8 protein-coding genes and 1 pseudogene are annotated in these 14,369 nt (G+C 73.1%); 4 read left to right on the top strand and 5 right to left on the bottom strand.

Features of this window, described 5'->3' with window-relative positions; genetic code table 11:
• Both ACFV6I_RS25570 and ACFV6I_RS25565 read right to left on the bottom strand, forming a co-directional pair.
• Positions 1-1,013 (bottom strand): biotin carboxylase N-terminal domain-containing protein (locus ACFV6I_RS25570; RefSeq protein WP_380427827.1); only part of this gene is annotated, 1,013 nt, incomplete at its 3' end.
• Positions 1,014-1,200: 187 nt separating this feature from the next.
• Entirely contained in the window at positions 1,201-2,913 is a 1,713-nt protein-coding gene (locus tag ACFV6I_RS25565; RefSeq protein WP_063349305.1) for a carboxyl transferase domain-containing protein, read from the bottom strand.
• 132 nt (positions 2,914-3,045) lie between these two features.
• Here ACFV6I_RS25565 and ACFV6I_RS25560 point away from each other — a divergent pair, with 132 nt between their 5' ends.
• Positions 3,046-3,687 (top strand): TetR/AcrR family transcriptional regulator, encoded by a 642-nt coding sequence (locus ACFV6I_RS25560; protein WP_380427824.1) that lies wholly within the window; start codon positions 3,046-3,048, stop codon positions 3,685-3,687.
• A 346-nt stretch (positions 3,688-4,033) separates the two neighbouring features.
• Entirely contained in the window at positions 4,034-8,080 is a 4,047-nt protein-coding gene (locus ACFV6I_RS25555; RefSeq protein ID WP_380427822.1) for an ABC transporter transmembrane domain-containing protein, read from the top strand.
• A 30-nt stretch (positions 8,081-8,110) separates the two neighbouring features.
• Here ACFV6I_RS25555 and ACFV6I_RS25550 read toward each other — a convergent pair.
• A pseudogene (locus ACFV6I_RS25550) lies at positions 8,111-8,869 on the bottom strand (ATP-grasp domain-containing protein); the annotation flags it as partial.
• Between the two features lie 299 nt (positions 8,870-9,168).
• Between ACFV6I_RS25550 and ACFV6I_RS25545 the strand changes: the two are divergent.
• Positions 9,169-9,702: an NUDIX hydrolase gene (locus ACFV6I_RS25545; RefSeq protein WP_063349308.1), complete on the top strand. Its 534-nt coding sequence runs from the start codon at positions 9,169-9,171 to the stop codon at positions 9,700-9,702.
• Positions 9,703-9,828: 126 nt separating this feature from the next.
• Here ACFV6I_RS25545 and ACFV6I_RS25540 read toward each other — a convergent pair whose 3' ends face one another.
• Positions 9,829-11,043 carry a hypothetical protein gene (locus ACFV6I_RS25540; protein WP_380427820.1) on the bottom strand — a complete coding sequence of 405 codons (1,215 nt, stop codon included), beginning with the start codon at positions 11,041-11,043 and terminating at the stop codon, positions 9,829-9,831.
• A gap of 118 nt (positions 11,044-11,161) precedes the next feature.
• Positions 11,162-12,277 (bottom strand): ABC transporter substrate-binding protein, encoded by a 1,116-nt coding sequence (locus ACFV6I_RS25535; RefSeq protein WP_380427818.1) that lies wholly within the window; start codon positions 12,275-12,277, stop codon positions 11,162-11,164.
• Positions 12,278-12,598: 321 nt separating this feature from the next.
• On the opposite strand from ACFV6I_RS25535, the gene ACFV6I_RS25530 reads away from it, so the two are divergent.
• The gene (locus ACFV6I_RS25530) at positions 12,599-14,170 is read left to right on the top strand and encodes an APC family permease (protein WP_380334935.1); all 1,572 of its coding nucleotides are present in this window, start codon (positions 12,599-12,601) and stop codon (positions 14,168-14,170) included.
• Positions 14,171-14,369: the final 199 nt, after the last annotated feature.

Raw genomic sequence — 14,369 nt, 5'->3', positions numbered from 1 at the left:
AGCTGCAACTCGACCAGGTCGTGTCGGGCTGAATCGTCGCCGACGGCGACGGCGAGTTCGGTGACGGGGTGTTCGACCTGGAGGCGGGTGTTCATCTCCATGAAGAAGAAGTCCCGCACCCCCTCGGTGGAGGCGGTGGCGGGGGAGTCCGGGTCGATGCCGGGAACGATGAACTCCACGGTGCCGGCCCCGGTGTAGCCGCAGGACTCCGCGGCGCGGACGGCCGCGGCGCCCATCGCGGCGCGGGTCTCGGCATTGAGCAGAACGGAGGGAGCCTCTTCGATCAGTTTCTGATGGCGGCGCTGGAGGCTGCATTCGCGCTCGCCGAGGTGGACGGTGGTGCCGTGGGCGTCGGCGAGCACCTGCACCTCGATGTGGCGCGGCCGGTCGACCCAGCGTTCCAGCAGCAGGGTGTCGTCGCCGAAGGCGGTCCGGGCGACGCGGCGGGCGGCGGCGATCTCGGTGGGCAGGTCGGCGCGGTCCCGCACGAGGCGCATGCCCTTGCCACCGCCTCCGGCGGACGGCTTGAGCAGGACGGGGTAGCCGATCTCGTCGGCGGCGGCGAGGAGATCCCCGTCGGTGGGCGCGGTGGCCTGGCTGCCGGGGACCACCGGAACGCCGGCGGTTCGGACGGCTTCCTTGGCGTTGATCTTGTCACCCATCAGCTCGACCGCACCGGGAGGAGGCCCGATGAAGACGAGGCCGGCGTCGGCGCAGGCGCGGGCGAAGCCGGCGTTCTCGGCGAGGAAGCCGTAACCGGGGTGGACGGCCTGGGCCCCGGTGCGGCGGGCGGCGGCGAGGATCTGGTCGGTGCGCAGGTAGGTCTCGGCCGCCGAGCTGTCGCTGCGGTCGGCCGGGCCGAGCCGGACGCCGACGTCGGCCTCGCGGACGTGCGGCGCGTCGGCGTCGGCGTCGCTGAACACGGCGACCGAGCGCACGCCGAGCCGCCGCAGGGTGCGGATCACCCGGAGGGCGATCTCGCCGCGGTTGGCGACCAGAACTGTGTCGAACATGGGAGGCGTTCCTCCGGGTCGAGGGGAGCCGTACGAAGGAGGTGGCGGCGGGGTGGCGGCGGTGGAGAGGAGGGCGCCGGCCCGGGTGCGCCGGCGCCGCGGGAGTCACGCCCGCAGGAGCGGGGTCACACCGACAGGAGAGGAGAGGTCGCGTGGGAGGGGGCGGGTCACACCCGCCGGGGCGGGGTCACATCCGGAAGACCCCGTACGGGCCGGGCGGCGGGAGCGGGGCGTTGGCGCAGGCGGTGAGGGCGAGGCCGACGACGGTGCGGGTGTCCATCGGGTCGATCACGCCGTCATCCCAGAGGCGGGCGGTGGCGTAGTAGGCGTTGCCCTGGCGCTCGTACTGCTCGCGGACGGGGCGCTTGAACTCCTCCTCCGCCTCGGCCGGCCACTGCTCGCCGTGGGCCTCCAACTGGTCGCGGCGGACGGTGGCGAGGACGGACGCCGCCTGCTCGCCGCCCATCACGGAGATCTTCGAGCCCGGCCACATCCACAGGAAGCGAGGTGAGTAAGCCCGGCCGCACATGGAGTAGTTGCCGGCTCCGTACGAGCCGCCGATCACCACGGTCAGCTTCGGGACGCGGGTGCTGGCGACGGCGTTGACCATCTTGGCGCCGTGCTTGGCGATGCCGCCCGCCTCGTACTGCCGGCCGACCATGAACCCGGTGATGTTCTGCAGGAAGAGGAGGGGGATGCCGCGCTGGTCGCACAACTCGATGAAGTGGGCGCCCTTGAGGGCCGACTCGGAGAACAGCACGCCGTTGTTGGCGACGATGCCGACGGGGTGGCCGTGGATCCGGGCGAAGCCGGTGACCAGGGTCGCGCCGTACTCGGCCTTGAACTCGGCGAACCGGCTGCCGTCGACCAGCCGGGCGATCACCTCGCGCACGTCGTAGGGCGTGCGCGGGTCGACCGGGACGGCCCCGTACAGGCCGGCCGGGTCCACGGCCGGCGGCTCGACCGGGGTGAGCGGCCACGGCCTGGCCGAGCGCGGGCCGAGCCCGGCCACGATCGTGCGGACGATGGAGAGGGCGTGGGCGTCGTCCTCGGCCAGGTGGTCCGTCACCCCCGAGGTGCGGGAGTGCAGGTCACCGCCGCCCAGTTCCTCGGCGGTGACCACCTCTCCGGTGGCGGCCTTCACCAGCGGTGGCCCGCCCAGGAAGATCGTGCCCTGGTTGCGGACGATCACGGCCTGGTCGCTCATCGCCGGGACGTACGCCCCGCCGGCCGTGCAGGAACCGAGCACGGCGGCGATCTGCGGGATGCCCGCGGCGGAGAGCCTGGCCTGGTTGTAGAAGATCCGGCCGAAGTGGTCGCGGTCCGGGAAGACCTCGTCCTGCATGGGGAGGAAGGCGCCGCCGGAGTCCACCAGGTAGACGCAGGGCAGCCGGTTCTCCAGCGCGACCTCCTGGGCGCGCAGGTGCTTCTTCACGGTCATCGGGTAGTAGGTGCCGCCCTTGACGGTGGCGTCGTTGGCGACCACCACCACCTCGCGCCCGGCGACCCGGCCGATGCCCGCGATCACCCCGGCCGCGGGCGCCGCCCCGTCGTACATCCCGTCGGCGGCCAGCGGGGCCAGTTCCAGGAAGGGCGAGGCCGGGTCGAGCAGGGCGTCCACCCGGTCGCGGGGGAGCAGCTTGCCGCGCGCCGTGTGCCGGGCGCGGGCCCTGGCGCCGCCGCCGAGGGCCGCCGCGTCGAGCTTCTCGCGCAGCTCGGCGACCAGGGCCCGGTGTGCCTCGGTGTTGGCGCGGTAGGCGGTGGAGCCCGGGTCGACCGCGGTGCCGAGCCGGGGCGCGGGAGCAGCGGCTCCCGGCGGTACGGCACCTGGCGCCGCCGTGGTGCCGGCCGCTGTGCTGCCATGGACGCCGGTGGGTACACCGGCGGTTGAGATGACCATTCCCAAGAGCTCCCTTGCCCTCGGCACCAGGCGGGCGGCCGGATGCGGTGCGCCCATGGACCCCACGTTAATTAACGTTAACTTACGCGCCCAGGTTAACGGCCGATAACCCCACTGTCTACGATGGGCAGCATGCCGAACGCCCCCGCAGCCTCCGCGCTCCCACGCCGCGACCAGATCCGTCGGGAGGCCGCGCGACTCTTCGCGGCCCGGGGTTTCCTCGGGGTGGGTGTGGACGAGATCGGCAAGGCCGTCGGCATCAGCGGCCCCGGGCTCTACCGCCACTTCGCCGGAAAGGACGCGATGCTCGCCGATCTGCTGATCGGCATCAGTGAGCGCCTGCTGGAGGAGGGGCGGCGCCGGGCGGGGGGCGGCGACGGTCCGGCCGCCGCGCTGGACGCGCTGATCGGCGGCCACGTCGACTTCGCCCTCGACGACCGCGACCTGATCACCCTCCACGACCGTGAGCTGCTGAACCTCAAGGAGGAGGACCGCCGCACCGTCCGTCGGCTCCAGCGCGGCTATGTCGAGCTCTGGGTGGACGTGGTCCGGCAGGTCTATCCGCAGCTGACGGGCCCCGCCGCCGAACCGGTGGCCAGGGCCGCCGTCCACGCGGTCTTCGGCCTGATCAACTCGACCCCGCACAGCCTCGGCCCGGGCCCCGCCCAGGACGAGCGCTCCGGCCTCCAGCGCGACGGCATGGCCGTCCTGCTGCATGCCCTCGCCCACGGCGCCTTCGCGGCGGCGGCCGAGTCGGTGTCCGCGCAGGCCTGAGTCCTGCGCACCCGGACGGCCCGCTCGGCAGTCCAGGCCCGAGGGTTGGCGGTTCGACCCTGAGGCCGGAGGTCTAGGACCAAAGGACGGCGCCCGCCCGCCCCGGGCCGCTGGGCCTTCGGCGGCCCGTCCGCGACCCTGGAGGCAGGCGACCCCGGAGGCGGGCGACCCTGGAGGCGGGCGGGTCGGCGGGCCGTGCGTTCGTTCGGCCGGGAATCACCGCAGGCCGCAGGCTGTTGGCCAGTCCGCCGGACCGGACGATCCGGGCCGCCCCGGCCCGCTCCGGCCCCATCCGGGCCGGAAACGCCATGGCGGCCACCCGATGAAATGGTTAGCATCCCTAAATATGCCTGAGACTCACGGATCCACGGCGGAGCAATCCCCGAGCGGCTCACCGGCCCCCGGCGCGAGCCCGCAGCCGGACGGCGCCCACCCGCAGCCGGACGGCAACGACCCGCAGGCCGTCGGCTGGCTGCGCCGCCTGGTCGGCTACTGCTGGCGCTCCCGCCGCAGCGTGCTGCTCGCCTTCGGCGCCTCGCTCGTCGGCATGGCCGTCACCTCGCTGGTGCCGCTGGTCACCAAGCTGATCATCGACGACGTCATCACCGCGCACACCCGTTCGCTGGTCCCCTGGGCGGTGGTGCTGCTGCTCGCCGCCGTCGTCGTCTTCGGTTGCACCCAGGTCCGCCGCTACTACGGCGGCCAGCTCGCCCTGGACGTCCAGCACGACATGCGCAGCGACCTGTTCCGCTCGCTCGGCCGGCTCGACGGCCACCGCCAGGACCGGCTGGACACCGGCCAGGTGGTCGGGCGCGCGACCTCCGACCTCCAGCTGATCAACGGCCTGCTCTCGATGCTGCCGATGATGACCGGCTACCTGCTGATGTTCGTCATGTCGCTGGCCGTGATGGTCTGGCTCTCCCCGCCGCTCACCCTGATAGCCCTGGTGATGGCCCCCGCGCTGTGGTGGATCACCGTCCTCAGCCGGAAGCGACTCTTCCCCGCCACCTGGGCCGCCCAGCAGGAGGCGGCCGCCGTCGCGGGTGTGGTGGACGGCGCGATCGGCGGTGTCCGGGTGGTCAAGGGCTTCGGTCAGGAGGCGCAGGAGCTGGACAAGCTGGAGCGGGCCTCCCGCAACCTGTTCGCGGCCCGGCTCCGGTCGATCCGGCTCAACGCCCGCTACAACCCGGCGATGCAGGCCGTCCCGGCGCTCGCGCAGGTCGCGGTGCTGGCCTTCGGCGGCTGGCTGGCCGTCGACGGCCAGGTGTCGCTCGGGACCTTCGTGGCCTTCTCCACCTACGTCGCGCAGATGACCGGACCGGTGCGGATGCTCACCATGGTCATCACGGTCGGCCAGCAGGCCCGGGCCGGCGTGGAGCGCGTCCTCCAGCTGATCGACGAGCGCCCGCTGGTCCAGGAGCGCCCGGACGCGCTCACCCTGGACCTCACCGGGGACGGCACCCGCGAAGGCGCCGCCACCGGCGTCCGTGAAGGCAGCACCGCAGGCCCCCGCGTCACCGCAGACACCCGTGCCACCGCAGGCCCCCGAGCCTCCGATGTCGCCCTGGAGTTCGACCAGGTCGAGTTCCGCTACGACCCCGAGCACCCCGCCCCCGTCCTGCACGGCCTCAGCCTGAAGCTGGCCCCCGGCGAGACCCTCGCCCTGGTCGGGGCTTCCGGCTCCGGCAAGTCGACGGTGGCGCAGCTGGTGCCGCGCTTCTACGACCCGGCGGCCGGCGCCGTCCGCCTCTACGGCCACGACCTGCGCGACCTCACCCTGGACTCGGTCCGGTCGGCGGTCGGCATCGTCCCCGAGGAGAGCTTCCTGTTCTCCGAGTCGGTCCGCACCAACATCGCCTACGGTCGTCCGGACGCCACGGACGAGCAGGTCGTGGCGGCCGCGCGGGCCGCCCAGGCCGACGAGTTCGTCCGCGCGCTGCCGGACGGCTACGAGACCAAGGTCGGCGAGCAGGGCCTGACCCTCTCCGGAGGCCAGCGCCAGCGGATCGCGCTGGCCCGGGCGATCCTCACCGACCCCCGGATCCTGCTGCTGGACGATGCCACCTCGGCGGTGGACCCGCAGGTCGAGGCGGAGATCCACGACGCGCTGCGTTCGGTGATGACCGGCCGCACCACGCTGCTGATCGCCCACCGCCGCTCGACCCTGCAGCTCGCCGACCGGATAGCCGTCCTGGATCACGGCAGGCTGCTGGACATCGGCACGCACGAGGAACTCGACGCCCGATGTCCCCAGTACCGGGCTCTGATCACCGACCCCGAGGCCGACCGCACACCCCGGTCGTCCGAGGCCCCGCAGACTGTCGAGCAGACCTCTCCGCAGACCCCCGAGCAGCCAGCCGGGCAGCAGGCCCCCGAGCAGCGGACCGCTGAGCAGACCGCCGAGCAGACCGAGGCGCGGTCCACCTCCGAGCAGGTCGACGAACCGACCCCCACGCAGGCCCCGGCCCCGGAACCCGTCGCCTCGCAACCCGCCGCCCCCGACCTCCCCACCCCCGCCCTGGTCAAGGCGGCCCGCACCGCCGACCCCGACCTGCTGGCCAGGGTCGCGGCCCTCCCGCCGGCCGCCGACTTCCCGGCGGTCCCGCGCGCCGAGGCCGAGGCCGGTGACCCGGACTTCACCCTCCGCCGGCTGCTGCGCCCCTTCCGCGTCCCGCTCGCCCTGGCCCTGCTGCTCGTCGCGCTCGACGCGGCTTCCGGCCTGGTGCTGCCGGTGCTGATCCGGCACGGCATCGACCAGGGCGTCAGCAAGGCCCTGATGTCGGGGGTCGCCGTGGCCGCGCTCGCCGCGCTGGTGGTGGTGCTGCTGGACTGGTTGGTGCAGAGCGCCGAGAACCGGGTCAGCGGCCGTACCGGTGAGCGGGTGCTCTACATGCTCCGCCTCAAGATCTTCGCCCACCTCAACCGGCTCGGCCTGGACTACTACGAGCGCGAGCTGTCCGGCCGGATCATGACCCGGATGACCACCGACCTGGACTCGTTGACGTCCTTCCTGCAGACCGGCGTGGTCACGGCCGTGGTCAGCCTGCTGACCTTCGGCGGGATCTTCGCCGCGCTGCTGATCATCGACGCCGGCCTGGCCCTGGTGGTCTTCGCGGTGCTGCCCCTGCTGGTGATCGCGACGCTGGTGTTCCGCCGGAAGTCCAGGGACCAGTACGAGCTGTCCCGGGACCTCATCAGCACCGTCAATGCCGATCTCCAGGAGAACGTGGCGGGCATGCGGATCGTCCAGGCCTTCCGCCGCCTGGACACCAACACGGACCGCTTCGTCGCCCGGGGCGTCGCCTACCGCGAGGCCCGGGTGCGCGCGCAGCTGTACATCTCGCTGTACTTCCCGTTCGTCCAGTTCCTCTCCAGCGTGGCCGCCGCGCTGGTGCTGATCGTGGGCGCGGCCCGGGTCGACGCCGGGACGCTGACGGTCGGCGCGCTGGTCGCGTACCTGCTGTACATCGATCTGTTCTTCGCGCCGGTCAACCAGCTGTCCCAGGTGTTCGACGGCTACCAGCAGGCTTCGGTGGGCCTCGGCCGGATCCGGGAGCTGCTGCGCACCCCGACCGCCACGGCCGAGGCGGCCGACCCCGTGCCGGTGCCCGAGGGGCTGCGCGGCGAGATCTCCTTCGAGGGTGTCGGCTTCGCCTACAACGGCGGTGCGGACGGCGCCCCGAACGTGCTGACCGGTGTGGACCTGCACATTCCGGCCGGGCAGACGGTGGCGCTGGTGGGCGAGACCGGCGCCGGCAAGTCGACGCTGGTGAAGCTGGTCGCCCGGTTCTACGACGCGACGGAGGGCACCGTGCGGGTGGACGGGGTCGACCTCACCCGCTTCGACCTGGCGCAGTACCGCCACCGGCTGGGCGTGGTGCCGCAGGAGGCGTACCTGTTCGCGGGCACGGTGCGCGAGGCGATCGCGTACGGCCGGCCCGACGCCTCGCCGGCCGAGGTGGAGGCGGCGGCCCGGGCGGTCGGCGCGCACGACATGATCGTCAGGCTGTCCGGCGGCTACGACCACGAGGTCGCGGGTCGCGGCCGCAACCTCTCGGCCGGCCAGCGGCAGTTGATCGCGCTGGCCCGGGCCGAACTGGTCGATCCGGACGTCCTGCTGCTCGACGAGGCGACCGCGGCGCTCGACCTGGCCACCGAGGCGGTGGTCAACCAGGCCGCGGACCGGCTCAGTGGCGGCCGCACCACGCTGGTCATCGCCCACCGGCTGACCACCGCCGAGCGCGCCGACCGGGTCGTCGTGCTGGACCACGGCCGGGTGGTCGAGGACGGCACGCACACCGAACTGCTCGCCCGGGGCGGCACGTACGCCCGGCTCTGGCAGGCGTTCATCGCGGACGGCCATCCGGCGGTCGAGGCCGTCGCCGCGGGGTAGCCGACTGCCCGCGATCAGCGAGGCCAGCAGGCCGGTGGCGTCGATCCCGTGCGGCAGGTCGCTGACCTGTCCGTCCCCGACCTCGACCACGCGCCAGCCGGAGCCGTCGGCCCGGCTGGCGAGGTCGGTGGTGACGAAGCGGCAGCCGAGCATCCGGACCAGGGGGCGGACGTCGGTGAGGTCGGGTTCGACATCGTGGTGGGGTGCGTCGGGGTGCGGCCCGACCAGGACGGGTTCGCCGTCCAGCCACCACACTCGCGCCTCCACGGCCCGCCGGCTCCCACGGCCCGAACGGACATCCGACCCTCCGCCCGAGTCGTCGCCCGATCCTTCCCCCGATCCTTCGCCGAAGTCGTCGCCCGAGCTGCCGCCCGGCCCGTCGGCCGGCCGCTCGAACTCCTCGTACCGCCGCAGCACCACCCCGCCGGTCAGGAACTCGCCCTGGAGCTCGACGAACCGCGCCACCACCCGCCCGACGCTCGCCAGATCGGCCAACTCGGGGATGTAGCAGGCCTCGTGCCACTCGTGCTTGCGCGACTTCACGTAGTCCTTGACGATCGCCGGCCCGCTCCCGCCGAGCCGGGCCGCGGCGGCCGCCAGCTCTTCCGGCCCGGGCACCGCGGAAGCGGCGGTGGGGATCCACGTACTGGGCGGAGTCGCCCCCTCGAACACGTCGTACCAGCCTGGCAGTTCGTGTGCCGTCGCATAGCCGGCGGGGCTGGTCAGCAGGGCGCAGCCGCGCGCGGCGAGCGCGGTGGCGAAGCCGGTGTAGCGGGCGGACGGAAGCATCCAGCCCCGGTACCAGAGCGGACCCCGGTCCTGCGGCACCCGCCGGACCGCCTGCTCGGCGTGCCCGGCGAGCAGCGCGTCGTGGTCGACCAGGTGGTGCTCGCCGCCCAACTCCCGCAGCAGCCTGGCCTCCCAGGCGAAGTGCGGGTCGGGCCGACGCGGGTTGAGCGGGTCGGCGGGGAAGAGGATCGCGGGTACGGGCATGGCCGTCAGGGTAAGGCCCGGGCGGGGCGGCGTCGGCGGCTTTTGGCGCGTCAAACCCGCTCGACGGCCCGGCCGGGTGCTGGGAGAGTGATCCGATGCGAAATCTGCTGAGACTCCGTACACGTGTCCCCCGGCAGGCGGCTCGCACGGTGGTCCTGGACGAGGACGGCTCGGTCTTCCTGCTCCGTTCGGACAACGACGAGGTCGGCGTCCACTGGACCATGCCGGGCGGCGGGTTGGAACCCGGCGAGACCCCGTGGACCGGCGCCCGGCGCGAACTCTGGGAGGAGACGGGCTGGAGTGACCTCGAACCGGGCCCGCTGCTCTGCACCTGGGAACACGACTTCACCTGGCACGGCACCCCGGTCCGTCAGCACGAGCACATCTACCTCACGGGCGGACCGCACCGCGGCCCGGTCGGTGACGTCAGCGCGGTGCACGCCGAGGACCGGATCCTCGACTGGCGCTGGTGGACCCCGGCCGACCTGGCGGACGAGCACGCCGACGCGCTCTGGCCGCCCCGGCTGCCGGAGCTGCTGGCCGCCGTCCGCGAGGGCTGGGCCGTCGATGGGCGCCCCCCGGTACCCGTCGACCTCGGCTTCATCCCGAACGCCCCGGCCACCCGCTGACGGCCACCCGCTGACCGCTCCCCGACGCACGGCCGACCGCGATCCCCTGACCGCCGTCTCCTGACCGTCACCGGCGGGCCCCAAAAGCGCGCTGCTACGGCCACACGCTGCTACGAACGCACGCCCCTACGGGCGCCCGCCGCGTCGCGCCCGCCCGCCCGGGCCGGATTCCCAACCGTGCAGGTCCAGCTCCCGGTCGTGCAGCGCGCAGGGGTTCATCAGCACGGTCAGTTGCGCGTCGGCCAACTGCTCGAAGGCGAGCCCGGTGGCGGACAGCAGCTGCTCGGTCGGCACCGAGACGGCGATGGCGGCGCGCCAGGAGGGCAGCACGATCAGGCTGGTGCCGCGGCCGATCCGGACCGGTTCCGCCGTCACCCGGACCGGCGCCCGCTCCTCCGGGCGGCCGACGGCCTCGGGCTGGTTCGGGCTGCCGCCGATCAGGATGCCGAGCGGTGTCTCGGCCCGCGCCGCCTCGGGGGCGGTGGCCGACGGAGCCGTCACCGCCCCGGTGCCTCCGATGAGTTCACCTGAACCGGGTGCGGCTGCCGCCCAGACCTCGGCTGGGAGAGCGGCGGAGGTCATGGGTGTCGTAGGTGCTGTCCCGATCGGTTCGGTCGCGGCCGTCTCCCGTGCGGCCGCCCCCTGCCCGGTCGCGTCGGCCTGCGGGTGCATCCGGCGCAGCCGGCGCGAGGGCGCGGGGCGCCGGGAGCCGGCGGCCCGGAGTTCCTCGCGCGCCGCGCGCAGCACGGGCACGGCCCGGTCGCCCTCGGGCGCGACGGCCGGCCGGCCGAACCTGCCGACCCCGGCCCCGGTCCGCCCGCCCACGGCCTCGGCCCCGCCACCCGGAACGTCTCCACGGTGCTCAACACCCGCGCCGCCCGCGCCGCCTTCATGGACCTCGCCGTCCTCGCCGTCCTCGTCCTCGGCGCTCTCGCCCAGCAGCGCCCGGACTTCCGTAGCCGATCGCCGGCACGCGGCCGCCAGGTCGGCGACCGAGCGGCCTTGGGCGCGGGCGGCCCGCAGCCGGTCGGCGAGCGCCGCCCGCAGCCGCGAGGTGGTCGGATCGTCCGCAGCCGCCTCGCCCCTCGCCGCCGCGAGTCCGCCGTCCCCCGCGCCGTCCTCCCGTCCGCGTGGCTGCGGCACCGAGTCGTGGCGTGAGCCGCCGGCCTGGCGCGGCCCGCCGGCGGTGCCGGACGGGGCGGCGCCCGGAGTGCCGGCCGGGCCGGTCTCGGCGGCCGTCGCGATGGAGCAGCGTGCGGCGTGCGGGGGCGCGGATCCGGCGCTGTCCCCGGGCGGGCCGGGCAGGGACGGGTCGGTTGCGGCGGGGTGGAGCGAGGTCATCGGCACGGGCCCTTCGGCGGACGGTCCGGATGATCCTCCCGCACCGCGCGACCAGCTCCAAGCATCAATTCCGGGGGTGTGCGCGAGACCACTGCCCGCCCCTACACCCCGTGTCGGCTCAAGTGCCGGGCGCGACGAAGCCCTTGAGGTCGGCGAGCACCGCGTTGGCCGCCATGACACCGAGCCCGAGGAACCAGGTCTCGTCCGAAACCGGCCGGGCCTGACCGGACTTGACCGCGCCGAGGGTCTTCCAGAGCGCGCCGCCGAGCACCGCGTCCTGGTTGGTGGAGCTGGGGCTGCCGTACACGCCGTAGAAGATCCAGTCGGCGTCGGCCTTGTCGATCTGTTCCGGGCTGACCTCCACCGCGAGTTCCTTGACCTGTTCGATCTTGGGCTGCGGCAGCGGGATGTCGGTGAGGATGGTGCCGATGAAGGACAGCTCGGCGTACAGCCGGGTCCGGCCGGGCATGAAGCGCAGCGGCGTGATGGTGGGCCGCTTGTCGCCGAGCTTGGCGCCGATCGCGGTGGCGGCCGCCTGGTACGCGTCGAGCTGGGTCTTGGCCTCGGCCTCCAGGCCGAACGGGCTGGCGTTGAGCTGGAAGTTCTGCTTCCAGGGGTAGCCGGGGCGCAGCGAGAAGACGGTCGGCGCGATCTTGGACAGCTGCGCGTACTGGTCCTGGGCGCGCAGCTGGCTGCCGAGGATCAGGTCGGGCTTGAGCGCGGCGATGGCCTCCAGGTTGAGGCTGTTGATGGTGCCGACGTTGGCCGGGTTGCCGGCCTTGTCCTTGAGGTAGGACGGCAGGGACTTGGAGCCGTCGGTGTAGACGATGCCGACCGGCTGGATGCCGAGTGCGACGACGTTGTCGAGTTCGCCGGTGTCCAGCACCACGACCCGGGTGGGCTTGGCGGGGATGACGGTCTCGCCCATGGCGTGCTTGACGGTGCGCGGGTAGACGCCGGGGGCGGCGTCGGTGCCGAAGCCCTTCATCTTCTCGATCACGGTGGCGTAGTCGTCGCCGCCCTGCTTGACCGACTTCTGGTCGGGCGATGCGCCGCCGGTGCCGGGGGTCGCGCCGCCGGAGCCGCCGTTGCCGCCCGAGCCGCCGGAGCTGCCGCAGGCGGTGAGCAGTCCGCCGAGGCCGAGGGCCGCCCCACCGGCGATCCCGACGGAGAGGAACCTGCGGCGGGAGGGGGCGCGGGGGACGAGGACCAGGTCGTCGAGGTGGGGGGCCACGCGACGCTCCTTCGAATCGAGGTTAGGTGAGGCAAACCTATCTGAAGCGTCCGAGGGGGGCGTAGTGGCCCGTCCGGGCCGAGGGCGAACCATCTCAAACCTTGACATAAGGGAGAAATTCTCTTGACCCTGATCCTTTGAAACCAAGGTACACCGCTTAACGCGCCGTTAATGCTGCACCTTGATGGCCTTCGCCGAGAACGAATCGAAGCAAGTGGTTTAGATCACCAAGGGTTGGTCTACTCAACCTTCCATGCTCGCGCCTAGGGTGCGCTGGTGTTTGATCAGCAGCTCTCAGAGCACGGAAGCAGCGGCCGGGCAATGGCGCCCGACGCTCCGCAGGGTGCCCCGGTCAGTGGCATCAGTGGTGGAGTCCCCGACCAGGGGACAGCTGGGGGAGCGGGGGACAAGGGTCTACGGGGCAACTCGGTGGGCCTGCTGGGCAGTGTGGTCCTGGGCGTCTCCACGGTCGCCCCGGTCTACTGCCTGACCGCGACACTCGGGCCGACCGTCACGGCGGTCGGCGTCCAGATGCCCGCCGTGTTCCTGGCCGGCTTCCTGCCGATGCTGCTCGTCGCGTTCGCCTACAAGGAGCTGAACAAGGACTTCCCGGACTGCGGCACGTCCTTCACCTGGACGGTCAAGGCCTTCGGCCCCCGGGTCGGCTGGATGGCCGGCTGGGGCCTGACCGTCGCGACCATCATCGTGCTGTCCAACCTGGCCGGGGTCGCGACCGACTTCCTCTACCTGATGCTCGGCGAGATGACCGGCAGGAGCTGGGTCGCCGAACTCGACCAGAACCAGGCCGTCCACCTGCTCACCGTCGTCCTGCTGATCGCCGGCGCCACCGCGATGAGCTACCGGGGGATGACCGCCACCAAGTGGTTCCAGTACAGCCTGGTCGGCCTCCAACTCGCCGTGCTGGTGCTCTTCTCGGCCATCGCCATCGGCAAGGCCGCCGCCGGCGACCTGCCCGACTCGATCGGCTTCTCGTTCTCCTGGCTCAACCCGCTCCAGGTCAGCTCCTTCAGCGCCTTCACCGCCGGCCTGTCGCTGTCGATCTTCATGTACTGGGGCTGGGACACCTGCCTCACCATGAACGAGGAGACCCTCGGCAGCGCCAAGACCCCCGGCCGCGCCGCGATGGTCTCCATGGTCACCCTGGTCGGCTCGTACCTGCTGGTCGCGATCTCCGCCCAGATGTTCGCGGGCGTCGGCTCCACCGGCTCCGGCCTCAGCAACCCGGAGACCTCCGACAACGTCTTCGCCGCGCTCGCCCGCCCGGTCCTCGGCTCGCCGTGGAGCGTCCTGCTCTTCCTGGCCGTCGTCGCCAGCGCCGCCGCCAGCCTCCAGACCACCTTCATCCCGGTGGCCCGCACCCTGCTCGCGATGAGCGCCTACCGCGCCGTGCCGCCGCGTTTCGGCGCCGTCCACCCGCGCTTCCGCACCCCCGGGTACGCCACCGTCGCGGCCGGCATCGCCACCGCCGTCTTCTACGTCGGCATGAGCCTGATCAGCGAGAACGTCGTCCAGGACACCATCCTGGCGCTCGGCCTGATGATCTGCTTCTACTACGCGCTGACCGCGTTCGCCTGCGTCTGGTACTTCCGCCGCTCGCTGCGCACCGGCCCCCGCGACCTGTTCCTCAAGGGCATCGCCCCGCTGCTCGGCGGCGTGCTGCTGAGCGGGGTCTTCCTGCAGACCCTCACCGACGCCTGGAGCCCGGACTACGGCAGCGGCGCCGTCTTCGGCATCGGCTCGGTGTTCGTCATCGGCGTCGGCATCCTGCTGCTCGGCGCCGTCCTGATGACCTGCTACGGGCTGGCCCGGCCGGAGTTCTTCCGTGGCGAGACGCTGCGCAAGGACACCCCCGCGCTGGTCGTCGAGGACTGAGAGGACCGAGAGGGCCGGGAGGACCGGGAGCGCCGAAAACCGACCACGCCGCCGGGCATCGACGCTATCCTCGACCGCATGAAGCTTTACGCGGGCCAGTGCTGGGGGGGGGGGCGCGGGGGGGGGCCCCCCCCCCCCCCCCCCCCCGGGGCGCCGCGTTGTGGCCCCCGGGGCGGGTTGCCCCCCCACGCGGCCCCCC

Origin of the sequence: Kitasatospora sp. NPDC059803 (assembly GCF_042732255.1) — a bacterium.
Taxonomy (GTDB): Bacteria; Actinomycetota; Actinomycetes; order Streptomycetales; family Streptomycetaceae; genus Kitasatospora.
The sequence above is the reverse complement of the archived record's forward strand: the minus strand, read 5'-3'. Positions and strand labels throughout refer to the sequence as shown.

What these genes read in the sequence shown, in the direction of transcription:
- ACFV6I_RS25560 (WP_380427824.1), top strand. Translation starts at nt 3,046, where the DNA reads ATGCCGAACGCCCCCGCAGCCTCCGCGCTCCCACGCCGCGACCAGATC.
- ACFV6I_RS25545 (WP_063349308.1), top strand. Translation starts at nt 9,169, where the DNA reads ATGCGAAATCTGCTGAGACTCCGTACACGTGTCCCCCGGCAGGCGGCT.
- ACFV6I_RS25540 (WP_380427820.1), bottom strand. Translation starts at nt 11,043, where the DNA reads ATGACCTCGCTCCACCCCGCCGCAACCGACCCGTCCCTGCCCGGCCCG.
- ACFV6I_RS25565 (WP_063349305.1), bottom strand. Translation starts at nt 2,913, where the DNA reads ATGGTCATCTCAACCGCCGGTGTACCCACCGGCGTCCATGGCAGCACA.
- ACFV6I_RS25530 (WP_380334935.1), top strand. Translation starts at nt 12,599, where the DNA reads ATGGCGCCCGACGCTCCGCAGGGTGCCCCGGTCAGTGGCATCAGTGGT.
- ACFV6I_RS25555 (WP_380427822.1), top strand. Translation starts at nt 4,034, where the DNA reads ATGCCTGAGACTCACGGATCCACGGCGGAGCAATCCCCGAGCGGCTCA.